The organism is Streptococcus sp. 27098_8_99, from assembly GCF_041431935.1.
GTDB lineage: Bacteria > Bacillota > Bacilli > Lactobacillales > Streptococcaceae > Streptococcus > Streptococcus parasanguinis_D.
Genome location: NZ_JAPVYQ010000011.1, coordinates 1 through 18,471 on the forward strand (window position 1 = coordinate 1; position 18,471 = coordinate 18,471).

General features: G+C 41.1%; 15 protein-coding genes. 1 reads left to right on the forward strand and 14 read right to left on the reverse strand.

Annotated features, from left to right (window positions below; genetic code table 11):
* Positions 1 to 181 precede the first annotated feature (181 nt).
* The 5 genes from O3605_RS07125 to O3605_RS07145 form a co-directional block, all read right to left on the reverse strand.
* Positions 182 to 1,108, reverse strand: coding sequence for an ATP-binding cassette domain-containing protein (locus tag O3605_RS07125; protein WP_021154496.1), 927 nt, complete (start codon positions 1,106 to 1,108; stop codon positions 182 to 184).
* Between the two features lie 10 nt (positions 1,109 to 1,118).
* Positions 1,119 to 2,186, reverse strand: coding sequence for an ABC transporter ATP-binding protein (locus O3605_RS07130; protein WP_003010293.1), 1,068 nt, complete (start codon positions 2,184 to 2,186; stop codon positions 1,119 to 1,121).
* An 11-nt stretch (positions 2,187 to 2,197) separates the two neighbouring features.
* On the reverse strand, positions 2,198 to 3,124 hold the full coding sequence (gene oppC / locus O3605_RS07135) for an oligopeptide ABC transporter permease OppC (RefSeq protein ID WP_003010290.1): 927 nt from the start codon (positions 3,122 to 3,124) through the stop codon (positions 2,198 to 2,200).
* Positions 3,124 to 4,623: an ABC transporter permease gene (locus O3605_RS07140; RefSeq protein WP_371585701.1), complete on the reverse strand. Its 1,500-nt coding sequence runs from the start codon at positions 4,621 to 4,623 to the stop codon at positions 3,124 to 3,126. Before O3605_RS07140 ends, oppC begins: the two co-directional genes overlap by 1 nt.
* 73 nt (positions 4,624 to 4,696) lie before the next feature.
* Entirely contained in the window at positions 4,697 to 6,682 is a 1,986-nt protein-coding gene (locus O3605_RS07145) for a peptide ABC transporter substrate-binding protein (RefSeq protein ID WP_070595567.1), read from the reverse strand.
* A gap of 205 nt (positions 6,683 to 6,887) precedes the next feature.
* Between O3605_RS07145 and O3605_RS07150 the strand changes: the two genes are divergently transcribed.
* Positions 6,888 to 8,129 carry a serine hydrolase gene (locus O3605_RS07150; RefSeq protein WP_371585704.1) on the forward strand — a complete coding sequence of 414 codons (1,242 nt, stop codon included), beginning with the start codon at positions 6,888 to 6,890 and terminating at the stop codon, positions 8,127 to 8,129.
* A gap of 58 nt (positions 8,130 to 8,187) precedes the next feature.
* On the opposite strand, the gene sufB is transcribed toward O3605_RS07150, so the two are convergent.
* From sufB to O3605_RS07195, 9 genes are all read right to left on the reverse strand, one after another.
* A complete protein-coding gene (gene sufB / locus O3605_RS07155; protein WP_003010279.1) occupies positions 8,188 to 9,600 on the reverse strand; it encodes a Fe-S cluster assembly protein SufB in 1,413 nt (470 codons plus the stop codon).
* 32 nt (positions 9,601 to 9,632) lie between these two features.
* Positions 9,633 to 10,067 carry a Fe-S cluster assembly sulfur transfer protein SufU gene (gene sufU, locus O3605_RS07160; RefSeq protein WP_003010276.1) on the reverse strand — a complete coding sequence of 145 codons (435 nt, stop codon included), beginning with the start codon at positions 10,065 to 10,067 and terminating at the stop codon, positions 9,633 to 9,635.
* The gene (locus tag O3605_RS07165; protein WP_049485795.1) at positions 10,054 to 11,280 is read right to left on the reverse strand and encodes a cysteine desulfurase; all 1,227 of its coding nucleotides are present in this window, start codon (positions 11,278 to 11,280) and stop codon (positions 10,054 to 10,056) included. Before O3605_RS07165 ends, sufU begins: the two co-directional genes overlap by 14 nt.
* Positions 11,281 to 11,289: 9 nt before the next feature.
* Positions 11,290 to 12,552: a Fe-S cluster assembly protein SufD gene (sufD, locus tag O3605_RS07170; RefSeq protein WP_049485794.1), complete on the reverse strand. Its 1,263-nt coding sequence runs from the start codon at positions 12,550 to 12,552 to the stop codon at positions 11,290 to 11,292.
* A gap of 66 nt (positions 12,553 to 12,618) precedes the next feature.
* The gene (gene sufC, locus O3605_RS07175; RefSeq protein ID WP_049497693.1) at positions 12,619 to 13,389 is read right to left on the reverse strand and encodes a Fe-S cluster assembly ATPase SufC; all 771 of its coding nucleotides are present in this window, start codon (positions 13,387 to 13,389) and stop codon (positions 12,619 to 12,621) included.
* A 134-nt stretch (positions 13,390 to 13,523) separates the two neighbouring features.
* Complete coding sequence (locus O3605_RS07180; RefSeq protein ID WP_049497676.1) at positions 13,524 to 14,681, reverse strand: glycosyltransferase family 4 protein; 1,158 nt, start codon at positions 14,679 to 14,681, stop codon at positions 13,524 to 13,526.
* Positions 14,678 to 15,415, reverse strand: a complete 738-nt coding sequence (gene mecA / locus O3605_RS07185) for an adaptor protein MecA (protein WP_049473266.1) — start codon at positions 15,413 to 15,415, stop codon at positions 14,678 to 14,680. The genes O3605_RS07180 and mecA overlap by 4 nt, the downstream gene beginning before the upstream one ends.
* Before the next feature lie 135 nt (positions 15,416 to 15,550).
* Positions 15,551 to 16,387 carry an undecaprenyl-diphosphate phosphatase gene (locus O3605_RS07190; protein WP_049497674.1) on the reverse strand — a complete coding sequence of 279 codons (837 nt, stop codon included), beginning with the start codon at positions 16,385 to 16,387 and terminating at the stop codon, positions 15,551 to 15,553.
* A gap of 108 nt (positions 16,388 to 16,495) precedes the next feature.
* Positions 16,496 to 18,403 carry a DUF2207 domain-containing protein gene (locus O3605_RS07195; protein ID WP_049497672.1) on the reverse strand — a complete coding sequence of 636 codons (1,908 nt, stop codon included), beginning with the start codon at positions 18,401 to 18,403 and terminating at the stop codon, positions 16,496 to 16,498.
* Between the last annotated feature and the right edge of the window lie 68 nt (positions 18,404 to 18,471).

Consider the following 18,471-nt stretch of genomic DNA (forward strand, 5'->3'; position numbering starts at 1 on the left):
TCCGTTATAGTGCCCTGCACATTGGTTCGTCTTGTTCAGTTTTCAAAGGTCTTTGTCGCTCTCTCGCGACAACTATATTAGTATATCATGACCTACCCTTACTGTCAACACTTTTTTAAAATTTTTTTTATTTTTTTAAAAGTTTTTTCTTAAAGTAAGAAAATAGAGAGGGAAAACCTCTCTATTTATATTCTTGTCTGTATTTGTTTTCCTCAGCTTTATTAGCCCAAACATAATGACCTGGTTTAATTTCAACCATTTGTGGTTTATCTTCAGAGTAATCATGTTGTTCTGGATCGTAGATTTTAAGAACTTTTTTACGTTCTAGAATTGGATCTGGAATTGGGACTGCTGAAAGAAGTGATTGCGTGTATGGATGAATTGGGTGGTTAAATAGCTCTTCAGTTTCTGCTACTTCTACAATAACCCCTTTATAGATAACTGCTATACGGTCAGAAATGAAGCGCACAACTGACAAGTCATGGGCGATAAAGAGGTAGGTCAAACCTAATTCTCTTTGGAATTTTTTCAAAAGGTTCAAGACCTGCGCACGTACTGAAACGTCCAGAGCTGAGATTGGTTCATCCGCAATGACAAATTCTGGTTCCATAACAAGTGCACGGGCAATACCGATCCGTTGACGTTGTCCACCTGAGAATTCGTGAGGGTAACGTGTCAAATGTTCTGCAAGAAGCCCAACTTCATGCATAATATTTTTCACTTTTTCCTGACGTTCTTCTTCACTGTTAAACAAATGGTGATTGATCAAACCTTCAGAGATAATATAATCAACTGTTGCACGTTCATTCAAACTTGCTGCTGGGTCTTGGAAGATCATTTGAATTTTTCGGATCAACTCTGATTTTTCACTGTGAGAGTTTCTTCCGTTGATCTTGCGACCGTCATAAATAATTTCTCCAGCACTTGTATCATTCAAACCGATGATAGCACGTCCAATTGTCGTCTTCCCACTTCCTGATTCACCAACAAGAGAGAAAGTTTCTCCCTTATTAATGAAGAAGTTGGCGTTCTTTACAGCAACAAATTTTTTACTTCCTTCACCGAAGGAAATTTCTAAATCTTTAATTTCAACTAATTTTTCAGTCATTTCCTTCCTCCTATTCTGTTATGTGAGTAAAGCCCATTTTTGAGCCAATCTTTTCGTGAAGGTTTTCGATTACTTCTGGTTTATGAACTGTCGGTGCATCTGGATGGAGCAACCATGTCTTAGCCCAGTGAGTATCGGTTACTTTGAAAGCAGGTGCCTCTTCTTCAAAATCAATCTGCATCGCATAGTCTGAACGAAGTGCGAAAGCATCTCCTTTAATCGGAGCATACAATGAAGGCGGAGTTCCTGGAATAGAGTAAAGATCACCATCTGAGGTTGACAATTGAGGCAAGCTTGAAAGCAAGCTCCATGTGTATGGATGTTTTGGATCGTAGAAAATTTCTTCTACTTTACCAAACTCAACAATTTCTCCAGCATACATAACGGCTACTTTATCTGCAATACTTGCAACCACACCTAAATCGTGGGTGATAAAGATAACTGTAAATTGGTATTCTTTTTGAAGGGATTTCAACAAATCAATGATTTGCGCTTGAATGGTTACGTCAAGGGCTGTTGTTGGTTCGTCACAGATTAAGATATCTGGACGGCAGGCCAAGGCGATGGCAATAACGATCCGTTGACGCATCCCACCTGAATATTGGAATGGATACTCATCAAAACGACGTTCAGCATCTGGAATTCCAACTTTCTCCATATAGTCCAAAGCCATTTCTTTGGCTTCTTTAGCTGTTTTCCCTTGGTGTTTGATAATGACTTCTGTAATTTGTGAACCAATTGTGTTGATTGGGTCCAAACTTGTCATTGGGTCTTGGAAAATTGTAGCGATCTTAGATCCACGAATATTTTCCCAATCTTTATTCGATTTCAAATCTGTCAATTCTTGACCACGGTATTTAATCGAACCTTGGGCAATACGGCCATTATCTTCTAACATTCCGGTGAACGTTTTTGTCAAAACTGATTTCCCTGAACCTGACTCACCAACTAAGGCAAGAACTTCACCTTCTTCTAGCTCAAGCGATACGCCACGAATAGCTGTCAATACGCGATCGCGCACGTCAAATTCCACTACGATATCTTGAGCAGATAAAATAATATTGTTATTTGATGTCATATCTACTCCTCCTATCTATGTGTACGTGGGTCGCTGGCATCGGCCAAGTTTTGTCCGACGATAAAGAATGACAAGGATACTAAAATCAAAACAGTAAGCGGAATCCAGAATAGGTAGGCATTTGTAGTTACGTTTTGAGAATAGTCAGAAATCAAACGTCCCAAACTTGGAACTGTGATTGGAAGACCAAGTCCGAAGAAGGAAAGGAAAGCTTCATAAGAAATAAAGCTTGGAAGTAACTGTGATGTTTGTGTCACGATAACAGATACCAATTGAGGCAAAATATTTTTCGTAACAATTTTCAAAGTTGGTGTTCCTAATGTTCGGCTGGCAAGGTTGTACTCCAAATCACGGTAACGCATGATTTGGACACGAATGGTATAGGCAATTCCGATCCATCCAGTTAAGGACATGGCAAGAATCAAGTTCCAGAAACCAGATCCCATTGAGTAAGTCAAGACGATAACGATCAACATAAACGGAATGTTTGAAATAACGTTATAAACTTCCATCATGATACGGTCGATGGATTTTGAGATCCCCCAAATTCCACCAACGATAACTCCGACAACCACGTTAATAACAGTGGCGATGAAGGAAATGATAATTGAATTCCGAGCACCAAACCAAACTCCATCAAAGAGGGATTTACCGTTATTATCTGTACCAAAGAAAGCTTTGGCACTTGGTGGATTCAAACGTGCTGAAAAGTCATTTACCTTACTTACGTCGTTGTAATCAAAATTTGAAAACATCGGGTAGACAAAACTCATCAAGAGAATCCCAATCAAAATAGCAAGCATAATGATAGTGGTTCTTTTTTTCAAGAATTGTCTGAATACAGATTTCCAGTATGAATACGCTGGAGCATCGATTACTTCAGAGGCAAAGTCATCGCGTTTTACAAACTGAAATTTATTTTTATCGATTGTAGCCATTATTTGCCTCCTTTCGTATTCGTTAATTTAATCCGTGGATCAAGCACTGTCATCAAGATATCACCTAACATGGCAGCAAAGATACCAAGTGATGTGAAGATGAAGACAAGTCCGATGACCATGGTGTTGTTTGATGCTTTAATAGAGTCAATCAACATTTTACCCATACCTGGGAAAGCGAAGACTGTTTCAGTCAACGTCGCACCTGAGATAACTCCAATGATAGCCCCTGGAATTCCAGAAACTAGTGGAACCATCGCATTTTTGAAGATGTGTTTTCTTGAGATCTCACGTTCTGACAATCCTTTTGAACGAGCAAAACGGACGAAATCCTGAGAGTGAATATCGATCATATAACGACGAATCCAAACGGCGATAAATGGCGCACTCAATAAACCAAGAATCAGAGACGGCAATACATATGAACGCCAGTCCTGTGCTCCAAGTACTGGGAATGAGTCTGGAAATCCAAAGAATGAACCTGCTAGACGCACGATATAGACAAGGGCAATGGTTGGGAGAGACATCATAAATGTCAAGGCCGCAGTAGAGATGCTATCAAACCATGAGTCCTTGAAAAGAGCCATATAAGATCCTAGTGGGATCGCAATCAAGTAGGCAATCGCAATACCAATCAAACCAATGATTGAAGAAGATGCAATCATGGATGGATTCTCATAGTTGCTCAACGTTGCTGTATAGGCATCCCCTTTACCAAATCGACTGATATCTTGTGAGTCTGCCTTACTTGGTGATTTGTAGGTACGTGAGTAGATATCGATGGAAGATGTCTTTTTACCTGTTGGGAAGTTCACTTCACTCTTCTTAGTCGTTCCTTGTCCTTGGGTAATAACTTGAAGAACAGGGGTATTTGAATAAGTTGGATATGAATTTCCAAGGTTTAAGGTCACAAAGTTTTGGTGTACATATGGGAACTGACCATTAAAGTACAAGAGGTATTTGTGTTTCGTACCAGAACCCACTACAGACCATCCAATAGATGGATCATTTTCAATACGGATATAGCGTTTAAGATTTGGATTCGAGGCATCTTTCACCCAACCTGGATGATCAAATTGAATCAAATTCGCATAGAAGCTAATAACACGTTCAAATACCGGAATTTCACGCACCGCATAGAAAGACTTACTTTCTGGGAAACGTTTCAACTGCCAACCATGACCTAATTTTTCAATATATTTTTTGTAGATCTTTTCATTGGCATTTGTCGCATCAACCGTTACGGAAGAATCTTCTTTACTTGCTTTTTGTTGCAAGCTCTTTGAATCCATGTATTCCAAATAACCCATGCGATCATAGACTGTATTTTCGTAGTTGATCTTCGAATCTTTTGTCTTCGCTACTTTATTGTAGTTGGGGTCATTCTTAAAGATGAGATTTCTCGGTGTTAGCGTATAGATAATCATGTAGGTTAATGTCGTGACGAGAAAGATCGACACTAACGAACGCAAAATACGCATAAAAACATATTTTTTCATATTTCATTCCTTTAATGTCCAAAAGAACTTTCTCCCCTAGAAGAGAAAGTTCTAATGAAAAGCAATAATTTAATTATTTAACGTGTTTTTCAAGATCTTGTTGAGCTTTTTTGTTTGACTCAACTTTTTCTTTTTGCCATTTCTTAAGAGCTTCATCGTATTGTTTCTTAGTAACAGGTTCATCTTGAACTTCTACATATTTGAAGTATGCTGATCCTTTGTTACCAGCTTGAGCTGAAGCACCAGAGAATGGTACCACTTTAGAGATAACAGTTGCTGCTCCTGATGATGACATTGTAGGTACTACAATTGCGCTATCTGTCAACCAAGCTTGAGCTGCTGCATATTTTTCATAACGTTTCACAACATCTTGTGTTTCGTTGTTTGCATCGTCAAGAAGTTTTGCAAACTCATCCAAACCTACAGCTTTAGCTGATGGGTTATCTACACCACCTGCAAAACCAAGGTAAACTTTTGTTTGGTCTTCAGAAGATGGTTGAAGCGTATCAAGGTAAGTTGATGGATCTTGATAGTCTGGGTTCCAACCGACCATACCTTGAAGATCCCAATCTGCATCTGCAGCTGATGGAACATTCAATGTGATGTTCAACACTTCGTCTTGGTCCATCATTTGAAGGTCAACAACTACGTTGTCTTTACCAAGAGTTTCTTCTACCGTTTGTTTCAATGATTGCATACGTGTAACTATACTTGTTGCATTTTGAATAACAGGAACGTCAATATGAATTGGGAATTGAACGCCGTCTTTTTGAAGTTCAGCTTTGGCTTTTTCAAGTTGTGCTTTCGCTTTATCTTTGTTGTAAAGACCATCTTGACCATCTTCAAGGTTGATACCCTTCCATTGGTCTCCATAAGTAGTCAACTTATCTGCAACTACATTTCCGAAGTCTTTTCCGTCTACTTGTACGAATGCAGGTGCAACATATGTATTACGGATAGCTGGTTTAGCAAATTCTTTACCATTGACTTGTGCTGAGTAGTTTTCACGGTTCAAGGCAAAAGTGATGGCTTGACGGAAATCTTTGTTCAAGATTGCTTTCTTAGTAGAAGATTTTTCAGCATCTGATTTCTTTGCAGTGTGTTTGTAAGATTGACGATCGATGTTGAAACCAAGGATTGCTACACCTGAACCAGCTGGTGTGTTATAGATGTTGTCCTTGTATTTTTTCTCTACTGTTGCAAAGTTTGAGCTTGATGGGAAAAGACGAGCAGCTGTATAAGCTCCATCAGAGAAACCACGTGCCAATGAATCTTGGTCTGATCCATCGTAATAAGTAAGTTTTACTTCCTTGACGTGAACGTTTTTCTTATCCCAGTAGTTGTCATTCTTTTCAAATACAACAGATGATTTTGATGTAATAGATTTAAGAAGGAAAGGTCCGTTTGCAAGTACTGATTTCACATCGTTTGGTTGACCAAAATCATCTCCCTTACTCTTCAAGAAATCTGTGCTAATTGGGAACAAGATTCCGTTTGTTGTTTTAGAGTTCCAGAAGGTTTCAGGTTTGTTCAATGTATATTGAAGTGTGTAATCATCAACCGCTTTGACACCAACTTGGCTGAAGTCTGTAGTTTTTCCTTGCACATAATCATCCAAGCCTTTGATTGAGCCTTGAACTAGTGGAAGTTCTTCTGATTTTTTATCAGCAGCGTGTTTCAAACCAGTCACGAAGTCTTTGGCAGTCACTTCACCGCGTTCTTCACCATCTGCATCGTACCATTTAACACCCTTACGAATCTTGTAGGTATAAGTCAAACCGTCTTTTGAAACAGACCAATCTTCCGCAAGTGATGGCACAAGATTTCCATACTTGTCATTTTCCATCAAACCGTCTACGATGTTTGTAGTGAGATCTTGAGTGGCAGATTTAGAAGACACAGTATAGTCCAAAGTTGTTGGGTCAGTAGTGTAGACATAACCATAGTTTTTGTCTTCGCCTGAGCTTGCTTTGCTAGTATTTGAACTAGAACATGCAGCTAACAATCCAGCTGCAAGGAGTGTTACTCCGGCAACTGCGAATACTTTACCTTTTTTCATAGGAATTCTCCAATAGTTTTTTTAGATTTGTTTAAGATTATATCACAAGTAGAAAAAAAAGTAAACTAAATTTTCTGAATATTTGCTTCAATCCCATCCAAAAACCTTGCTATGATTGACTTTTTAGCCTAATTGATGATTTTACGATTTTCCATTAATCATTTGTATGATACAATAGAGAGGACTAAGCAACGAGGAAACAACTGTGAAAAAATTCTTTCTTTCTTTTTTAACCTTCATGCTGCTGTTATGCAGTTTACCTTATCAAGTCGTTCTGGCAGATGAGCTAGAACTTCCTGCTCAAAGTGCTATTGCTGTTGAAGCTGATACAGGTAAAATTTTATATGAAAAGGATTCAGAGAAAAAACGAGATGTGGGGGGACTATCTACACTCTTGACCACTTATCTGATTTTCGAAGCTATTCATGAAAAAAAACTTTCTCTAAAAGATCCTATCAAATTGTCTGAGAAAGCTCTGGCCTTAAATGATATCGAAGGTGCTGGTACTCTTCCTATGGAAGCGAACCAATATACGGTTGAACAGTTATTGACTGCTCTTTTAGTTGGAAATTCTAGTACTGCTGCCTTGGCCTTAGCTGAGAAAGTGGGGGGCTCTGAGAAAAGCTTCGTTGAAAAAATGAAGCAGAAACTTGCTGAATGGGGCATTCAATCTCCTCATTTAATTAATGCTACCGGATTAAATACTCAAACCATCAGCGGAGATCCTGACGGGAAAGGAGACGAAAATCAATTGAGTGCTTATGATATTGCTGTCATTGCCAAGCACTTACTCCAGGATTTTCCTGAAGTGACCAAATATACTTCAAAAACCACTGCTCTTTTTTCAAACACGAAGATTGAAAACCCCAACCTGATGCTAGAAGGCATGCCGAATTACCGGTCGGGAGTCGACGGCCTTCGGGTCAGCAACTCTACCAAAGGTGGTATCACATTTGCTGCATCAACGACGCAAAATGGCATCCACATGATCACGGTTGTCCTAGGAGTGGAGGCAGTTGACGGTGATCCATATGCACGCTTTGTGGCTACTTCTTCTCTGATGAACTACGTGGTACGGACCTTTGTTTCTTCCATTGTCGTCAAAGAAGGAGATCCCTACGGAAAAAGTAAGGCAACTGTCATGGACGGGAAGTCCGAGACTGTTTTAGCTGTTGCAAAAAAAGACTTCTATATCGTTGAAAAGCAAGGCAGTCAAGCGGAACCAAAAATTCAATTCAAGAGTAACCAAGAATCATTCCGAGCACCTGTCAAATCAGGCACAAATCTTGGAAAATTACACTACACTGATCCAGATAAAATCGGACGTGGCTACTTAGAAGATCAAGAGCCAACGGTCGATATGGTATCGGGAAGAACCATTGAGAAAAGCTTTTTCTTAAAGGTTTGGTGGAATGAATTTGTTCGTTATGTCAACGAAAAGCTATAAGCAAAAAAATCACAATGGAGTCAAATCCATTGTGATTTTATTTTGCTATTAAAACGAATTATCCTACAGATCCTTCCATTTCGTAGCTAATGAGTCGGTTTAACTCAACGGCATATTCCATTGGAAGTTCTTTTGTAAAGGGTTCTACAAATCCCATGACAATCATTTCTGTCGCTTCTGATTCAGACAGACCACGACTCATCAAATAATAAAGTTGCTCTTCTGAGATTTTTGAAACCTTAGCTTCGTGCTCCAAAGCAACTTGTGAGTTGTGGATTTCATTAAATGGAATGGTATCTGATGCAGATAAATCATCCATGATAATAGTGTCACACTCAATGTGAGAAACTGATTTCTTAGAGTTCTTGTTGAAGGTCACTTGTCCACGGTAGTCTACCTTTCCGCCACCCTTCGCGATGGATTTAGATACGATAGACGAGCTAGTGTGAGGGGCATTGTGGATCATCTTGGCACCTGTATCTTGGTGTTGGCCTGCATTCGCAAAGGCAATGGACAACATGGTCCCACGCGCTCCTTCTCCATCCAGATAAACAGATGGGTACTTCATGGTTGTCTTGGCTCCTAAGTTCCCGTCGATCCACTCAACTGTGGCATCTTTTTGAGCTTTGGCCCGCTTGGTGACCAAGTTGTAGACATTGTCAGACCAGTTTTGGATGGTCGTGTAACGCATATAAGCTCCATCCAAGGCAAAGATCTCAACAATTGCAGCATGCAAGCTATTGCTTGAATAGGTCGGTGCTGTACAGCCTTCTACGTAGTGAACGCTTGCTCCCTCATCCACGATAATCAAGGTACGCTCAAACTGACCTGTATTTTCATTGTTGATACGGAAGTAAGTTTGAAGGGGAACATCTACTTTTACGCCTTTTGGTACATAAATGAAGGTTCCACCAGACCAGACTGCTGAGTTGAGGGCAGCCAATTTGTTATCCGTTGGTGGTACTAACTTCGCAAAATACTGTTTGAAAAGGTCTGGGTATTCTTTTAGGGCAGAATCCGTATCGGTAAAGATAATCCCCAACTTTTCAAACTCTTCTTTCATATTGTGGTAAACCACTTCTGATTCATACTGAGCAGAAGCCCCCGCTAAGTAAGCACGTTCCGCTTCAGGAATCCCGATACGCTCAAAGGTTTCCTTGATTTTCTCTGGAACTTCGTCCCATGAACGGGCAGGTTTATCCGAAGGTTTTTGATAATAGATCAAATCATCAAAGTCAATTTCTGATAGATCGGCTCCCCAGGTTTGCATGGGCATCTTTTTGAAGGTTTCAAAAGATTTCAAACGGAATTCGAGCATCCATTCTGGTTCATTTTTTGCTGCAGACAATTCACGAATAACCGCTTCATTCAATCCCTTCCCGGTAGAGAGAATGGGTTGAACGTCATCGTGAAATCCAAATTTATATTCACCGAGATCAATTGGTTTCGGTTCGACTCTTTCTTCAGCCATAATTTCCTTTCTTTCTCTGTTTCTTCTTTTAATTATTTGCTACGTTCGATCGCTTTTTTGAGAGCATTCCAGGAGAGGGTCGCACATTTAATCCGCTGTGGGAATTTTGAGACTCCAGATAAGAAGGCTGCATCTCCCAACTCCTCTTGCCGAGGATCTGATTGGCCTTGGACCATTTCTGAAAAGACCTGTGCCAATTCTTCAACTTCCTCTTTTGTTTTTCCCATTACAGCATCCGTCATCATACTAGCTGAAGCGGTTGAGATCGTACAGCCTGAATTCACAAAGGCAATATCTTCCACCCTGTCATTCTCATCAAATTTCACACTTAACTGGATCACATCTCCACAAGTTGGATTGTTGAGTTGGATCTGATCAACATCTTCAATCTGTCCTTGGTGGTGGGGGTGTTTTGAATGGTCAGCTACGACCGCCATGTACAGCGAATCTAATTTAGAAAGTGCCATTGAAAAACTCCTTTGCTTTGATCAATGCCTCAATTAATTTATCACAGTCCGCTTTGGTGTTGTAGATATAAAAACTTGCTCTCGTTGTCGCTGGGACTTGTAGGTATTGAAGGAGCGGTTGTGCACAGTGGTGACCTGCACGAACAGCAATCCCTTCATAATCTAATGCTGTTGCTAAGTCATGCGGATGGAGATCTCCTAGATTGAAGGAAATGACGCCAGAACGTTGGGCTAAGTCTTGGGAACCATAGATGGTCAAGCCTTCGATAGCCTGTAATTTTGGAAACACATAGGCAATCAATTCTTGCTCATGCGCTTCTACCTGGTCCATCCCCAGCTCTTCTAAGTAATCGATCGCTGCACCAAGACCAATTGCGCCCGCCATATTAGGTGTTCCAGCTTCAAATTTCCAAGGCAATTCCTTCCAAGAGGCAGATTGCTCGTAAACAAAGTCAATCATCTCGCCCCCAAACTCGATCGGAGACATTTGCTCTAAGATTTCTTCTTTCCCATAGAGGACACCAATCCCTGTTGGTGCAGCCATCTTGTGGCCAGAAAAAGCAAAGAAATCCGCATCTAAGTCTTGTACATCAATGGCCATATGAGGGGTTGATTGAGCCCCGTCTACAACCATGATCGCTCCAACTTCATGAGCTAATCGAGCAATTTCCTTGATCGGATTGACCACCCCTAAGACATTCGAAGCATGGGTGATGGAGACAAATTTTGTCTTCTCACTAAGCTTGCTCTTTAAGTCCTGCATATCCAGTAAGCCATCTTTTAGATAGACATAGACCAGTTTCGCTCCCGTCTTCTTGCAGGCTTGCTGCCAAGGAATGATGTTGGAGTGATGTTCCATGATGGAAATTAGGACTTCATCCCCTTCCTTTAGGACTTCTTCTGCATAGCGGGCTACCCAGTTGAGTCCAGTCGTTGTCCCTCTTGTAAAGAGCACTTCCTTGGTTGATGAAGCATTGATAAATTTTCTGACTTTCTCACGCGCTGCCTCATAGGCTGCTGTCGCTCGTTCAGCCAAAGTATGGACTCCACGATGAACATTGGCGTTATCTTGCAAATAATAGTGATTAACTGCTTCAAGAACACGTTTAGGTTTTTGCGTCGTCGCTGCATTATCTAGATAAACCAAAGGCTCATCGTGAACTAGTTGATCGAGAATGGGAAAATCTTGAGCAATCGTATTTTTATCTAGCATTGTTTCTCCTTAGCGTTGAGATAACTTTTCTTCAATGGTGGCAATCATTTCATCACGTACTTCTTTAACTGGGATTTCAACAATAACAGATCCCAAGAAACCACGCACCACTAATCGTTCCGCTGTGTGTTGATCCAGACCACGACTCATGAGGTAATACATGTCTTCTGGGTCCACTTGACCGATCGATGCAGCATGGCCTGCTGTGACATCATTTTCATCAATCAAAAGGATTGGATTGGCATCTGAACGCGCTTGATCCGATAACATCAAGACACGGCTTTCTTGCTGAGCATCTGCTCCTTTAGCCCCCTTGATAATATGACCAATTCCGTTGAAGGTCAAGGTTCCTTTTTCAAGAATAACCCCGTGTTGCAAGATATTTCCGATCGAGTTGCAACCAAAGTTGGTCACGCGGGTGTCAATTCCTTGAACCTGACGACCGCTTGATAAAGCAACGACTTTCAAATCTGCATGACTTCCGTTTCCAACCAAGTCACTGTCAAAGTCTGCAACCACGTTACCTTCGTTCATAACACCGATAGCCCAATCAATGCTGGCATCCTGACCTAGTTTCCCACGTCGACTGATGTAGGCTGTGACATTTTCACCCAGACGGTCAATCGCCGCAAATTTCACTTGGGCACCTGAGCGGGCAATCACCTCAACCGTCACATTAGCAGTTGCTGTTGCTGAGCCATCACCTTTTGATTCTAGGCGTTCCAAATAGCTGAACTTGCTGTTTTTGCCTGCAATAATCAAAATGTGTTTATTGAAAGGTACATCACTGTCGCTATCCTGGTAGAAAATGCCTTCGATTGGTTCTGAAATTTCGACGTTATCTGGAATATAGAGGACAGCCCCACTATTAAAATAAGCTGTGTGGTATGCTGCTAGTTTATCATCATCGTATTTAACCGAAGACATAAAGTAGTCTTCTACCACCTGCGGAATTTCTTCTAGGGCAGAATGGAAATCTGTAAAAAGGACTCCTTGGTCTGCCAAGGCTTGTGGCACCTGTTCAAAAACAGTCTGAGTTCCAACTTGGACCAATTTTAAGTTTGAATCGAGGGCTGTAAAATCGGGAACATTGGCAGAAGCCTCACTTTCTGTGATCGTCCCATCCCCAAGATTCCAGCGGTGGAATTTGACGCGTTCAATGGCTGGCAATTCCAACTGATCGATCTTGTCAAAAGCTTTTTTTCGTAAATCTTGCAGCCAGCTTGGCTCAGCATGCAGTTCCGAAAAGAGGGTAATATTTTCAATACTCATTTTTTTCTCCTAATAAAGATACTATCTGTTTGATTTTATGACAACATTAGATCACTTGTCATCAGGTTATAGTTCTTCTTTATAGTCGTAACCGAGTTCTTCTGCGAGTTGGGCATAGCCTTCACGTTCCAAGCGTGCAGCCAATTCTGGTCCACCTGAAAGCACAACACGACCTTCCATCATCACATGAACGACGTCAGGAGTAATATAGTTCAACAAACGTTGGTAGTGGGTGATGATCATCGCTCCAAAACCTTCACCCCGCATTGCATTAACCCCTTTAGATACGACCTTAAGAGCATCGATATCCAAACCAGAGTCAATTTCATCCAAAAGGGCAAATGTTGGTTCCAACATCAATAATTGAAGGATTTCATTGCGTTTTTTCTCACCACCTGAGAACCCTTCGTTCAAATAGCGTTCTGCCATTTCTTCTTTCATGTTGAGCAATTCCATCTTTTCATCCAATTTGTTAATGAAATCACGAATGGAAATCTTCTCGTCCTCTTCTTTACCAGCATTCATGGCTGCACGTAAAAATTCTGCATTGGTAATTCCTGGGATTTCTGAAGGGTATTGCATAGCAAGGAACAAGCCCATCCGTGCCCGTTCGTCTACTTCCAATTCCAAGATGTTGACACCATCAAACAGAATCTCCCCTTTGGTCACTTCATAATTTGGGTTTCCCATAATCGCTGCTGACAAAGTAGATTTCCCTGTTCCATTTGGTCCCATGATGGCTGCGATCTCACCAGTTTTGAGGGTTAGGTTTACACCTTTTAAAATTTCTTTGCCTTCAATTTCAACGTGAAGGTCTTTGATTTCTAATGTCGACATTGCATTCCCTTTCTTTTTACTTTGAAGCATAGAAGGTTCTCAAAGTAAAGATTCCTTCATCACAAAGTATTTTTTTACCTTTCAAGTATATCAAAAAAAAGCCTAAATGGCTTTTCTTTTGATTAGAACTATTCTTATTTAGTTTTTTCTTTTCGTTTTTGACGAACTTCCTCCCGGTAGGAAGAATTCCCTATATAGCGCAGAACATTTAACAAAGGACTATGACTTGGCCCCAGAACCCCAATCAATTCTGCTAACAGCTCTACTCCAAACAAGAGCCCGATCACAAGTAAGACGCCCCCGATGCGAGTAGAGATATTAAGCAGCAAAGAGATCATCGAAAAGATCATCGAAATTCCATAGATTACCAATACGGTTCCTCGATGGGTTAACCCCAAGGAGAGCAGACGATGATGCAAGTGATTGCGATCCGGCTTGTAAAATTTTTGACCAGAAAGGGTCCGACGGATAATCGCCAAAAAGGTATCTGTAATCGGCACTCCAAGGATAATCATAGGGGTGACTACTGCAACTGCCGTCGCATTTTTTAAACCTTGCAAGGATAAAACAGAAATCATAAATCCTATAAACAGAGCACCGGTGTCTCCCAGATAGAGAATGGCCGGATGGTAATTAAAAGGAAAGAATCCAGCGATGGCTGCAACCAAGACAAAGATGGTCATGGTCAAAAAGAGATTGGGTACTGGTAGAAAGAAATAGGACACAATCCCCATTGTCACTAGAGAAATAATAGAGACCCCACTCACCAAGCCATCCAATCCATCAATCAGATTGACTGCATTGGTAATGGCAACAATCCAAATCACTGTCAAAAGATAAGAAAGCCACGGTTCAAAATGAAGTAAGGGACCACCAAATGGAATCTTGAAATCATTCAGCCGAAAATCTGTCAAAAACCAGACTAGACTCGCTGCAAGCAGGATACCGATCATCTTTTTCTTGGCTGACAACTCTTTGACATCATCAATCAAGCCTGTGAGAGCAATAATCCATCCCGCTCCTACGACCGGCAAGGTATAGGATAGGTAACTTTTGATTGGGGCAGTGGTGGATGTCAGCATAGGAATAAAGATGAGAGTCGCAATTGAAAAAGCGATCACAATAGACAGTCCACCCGCGCTTGGCATGGGCTTGGTATTGATCCGACGCGCATTCGGATAATCCACTGCATCAATCTTAAAGGAGAATAAGCGAACCAAGGGCGTCAATACCAAGGCAATCATAAAAGTCCCAATCAGCACCAGAACAAATTGCAAGGAAAAGGACATCATAAGCTAGCAACTTTCTTCAAATTCTCAATCGCACCAGACACCATTAGTAAGTGGCCATGTTCCTGCAGAACGGCTCGTGTCACTTCTGAATCGTCTGCATACTCCCGAATGATGGCCAGTAACCAGGTCGGATATTGAGTTGGTTGATCCTCTGTATCGATCAAGACGGTTAAATAATAATCGGATCCCATTTTGTATAATTCAGAGGTATCCACTGGAAAACTGACCATTTTTGAAAAGGCAACTGCTTGCTGGATATTTGAAAAACGCAAAATGTAATAAATATACTGACTTACTGGTGCTTCAGATGTAGGATCTTGTTCTTGATTGTCACGTAACTCTTCTTGTTCCAAATGGTGAATAGCTTCTGCATCCCCTTTTGTCTTATCAGAGATTGTTTTTTCCAAGGTTTTGATAAATTCATCTGGCGTCATGCGCGACAACTCTTCCATATCAGGAAGATCTGACAAATCCTCAAAATCCAATTGTTGATCAATTTTTGATTTGGTAACAAAAACATCCAATTTATCCGGTTTTGGTGTCACACGAAAGCTCAGCATCCCGCTATCCAGGAAGCTTTCTGGCATTTCGAGTTCATCCAAAATGGCATAGAAAAATTCTTCTGTTTTTTCTTGTGGGACAAGGAAATCAGCAATTTCCATTCCACGTTCTTCTAAGTCTTCTAGTTGGATCGTGATCTTAATTGTTGAATCACTAATTTGCTTCATCTTCATAGCATAACCTCATACTTCTAGTCTTACTATTATACTAAAAAAATGGATAGAATTCAAAAAAAGGATGCATAGAAAAGAGGTCGGGACAAAAGTCTCCAACCTCAATAAACAATTTGATCGAGTTCAACCGTTCTCTTAGAAAATTACACGGAAGAGACCATACAATAACAAGATGGAACCAAGAACAATACGGTATTTCCCAAAGACGGTGAAATCATGGTTTTTCACATAATCTGTCAAGAAGCGGATGGCGTACATGCTGACTACGAAGGCCACTCCCATCGCTACCAGTAGAATAAAGAGTTGCCCTAGTGCAAGTGAATGCCCGCCAAAAGCGAATTTCCCAACCTTTAAGAGACTAGCCCCAAACATAGCCGGGATACCCAGATAAAAGGTAAACTCTGTCACCACTGGACGGCTAACACCATTGATCAAGCCTCCTACAATCGTAGCACCTGAACGGCTTGTACCTGGAAATAGCGATAAGACTTGGAAAAGTCCGATATAAAGAGCGGTTCGATAAGGTAGCTTATGCAATTCCGTCACTGCAGGTTCGACTTGTTCCCGTCTTTCCAAATAGATAAAGGCAATCCCGTAGGTGATCAACATAATTGCAACGGAAATCGAATTGTGAAAATGCGCCTCAAACCAATCATCTAATTTAAAAACAAATACAAGAGGGAGGGTTGCAACTGCAACTTTTGCCCATAATTGCCAGGTCCGACGTACTTCTAGTGGAGATTTACCAGGTTTGAAGGGGTATAATTTATCAAAATAAATTACCACAACCGCTAGGATCGCACCCAATTGAATTACAACATTGAACATCTCCATAAAGGCTGGATCTTGGTTTTTAAACTGCACAAAATCCTGTAGTAGAATCAAGTGACCTGTACTTGAGATCGGTAGCCATTCTGTAATCCCCTCGACAATTCCAAAAAGGATCGCCTTGATTAATTCGATCAGAAACATCTTTTTCTCCTAAACTTACATTTGCTCTATTATATCATAAATCTATGGACTGGACCAGGCCTTCCAAACTAGAAGGGAAAGAGAGACTAAGACCATTCTTAGTACTGCTTAGAAGGCACCAAAGCCTCCTCCGCCTCCTCCGCCAGAGAAGCCTCCTCCACTACCAGAAGAAACTGTGAAATGACTAGCTGTCGATGCTGTCGATCCATAAGTAGACATGGCATGACTTGAGTGGGTCACATCATGATAGAATGGGGTGTAAACGAAGGCGTTTAAGGCTTGATTTTCTAACTGAATATTCCGAAGTTTCATGACCTTTGTGACCTGATCGGCTACACCATACAAGGCCGCATAGACCAATAATCGGTTCCATAGGACAAGAGACTGCAACTCTGCATCGTTGAGGTGAGCAATCTCTTTTAACATCCGACCAAAACTATCCCAGTAATAGCGTTGCTCCGCACCCGCAAGATTGACAACCCCATCTCGTAAGCATGCTTTAAAGACACCATTGAAGCGCACTGGCATAAACCAAAGTATGAGGATCCCTATCAAACAAGGAACCGAGAACCAACCCATCCCAAAGATGGCAAAGATTTCTGCTCCAAGGGCGATAAACCAAGCAGCCCAACCAAAGAAGAGGCTTCGTCTAGCTTGCGCTTCTTCATTTGCCTCTAAAGGGCGATAGTAGCTTGGCAAATGGAGATCTTCCACCTTGCGATGAACATCTTTGGCTACCTGGTTGACAGCAGCATCAAAGCGACCCTGAGCCCTACTTCCTAGCGAACGAATAGCATCTTGATCTGCTTTTTTGGCATGTTTGTATACGTCATCACTAAATTCATAATTCTTAAAGAGATCTTTAACGGTACAGGAAACCTGATCCCCAAAAGCCATATTCATAAAAGAGCGTTCAAAATCATCCACATGTCCATGAGACTTCCTGGTCAAAACGACTTCATTTCCTTGTTGCTCGTAGACAATCACTCCACGATCCATCAAATCCAGCAAAGTGGCTTGAAGCATTTTTTCAAATGTAAATACCGGAGGAGTCGCCTTCTCTTTATTGGTAGGGGAAGCCTCATCTAGTTCAGCTGAATAAACAACCGAACTCATAATCAGAGGTGCAATGTCCTGTGGAATCTCATAAAGACGAGTATCGGTTGGGTAGGTAACACCAGGCCAGATCATTTTTTTGAACCGATTGCGACCCAAGAGAGAAAGAAGCCAGAGTGCAATAATTAAGGCTGGCAAGATCCATTTCCAAAACATGCGTGTCCAGTATTTTTCTTGTTCAATTTTGGCTTGGTTCTTATGAAATTCATCCAATTTGGTCAATCCTGTATTTCGACCAGAATCATACAAAGTAGATAAGTCTGACTTCAACCAGTATCCATACAACTCCACCGCTTTTCCCTTGCCTAAGTTATAGAAAGTAGCAGAATAGATTCCATCTTCTTTTTTTACAGTCACATCTGGTCCCATAAAGGCTGTATGGATATACAGTTCCGATTGGGCATTGGCTGGTGCGAACTTAGGAATGACACGAAATTGAACTTCATCCACCTTCTGATCGCCATCTGTGATTGGTTTCCAGTTTAACTGCAAGATATCCTTGTGTGAATAAAGAAGATTTTTTAATTTCCATGTGACTTTAACCTTGACTGTATCTGTCGCTACCCCACCGTTATAAATTTTCACTCGGTAGCCATCACCTAGATTCGTAATCTCGGGTTCTCTTTGAAGATCACGGCCTTCCACCTCAACCTTTGGTGGCATCTCAATTGCGAAGCCTTGTGGCATATTCCCCGCCGTTCCTAGACTAACATACTGCCCTCTGTAAGAATCTTTGAAATAATAGACCAACTCCTCCTCATAGGTGGCGTCGTCCCAGTTGTCCAAGGTCAAGGTTCCACCATAGTACAATACATCATAAGAGGGGCTAGATGCATGGACGTTCTGACTGACAAAAAGGCAGGCCAGAAAGGCGAAAAAAACATACAAATACTTTTTCATTTGATCACGCTCCTTTGTATTATTATAGCATTTTTTAAATAAAAAGAGGAGCATGCTTGAAATGCAAC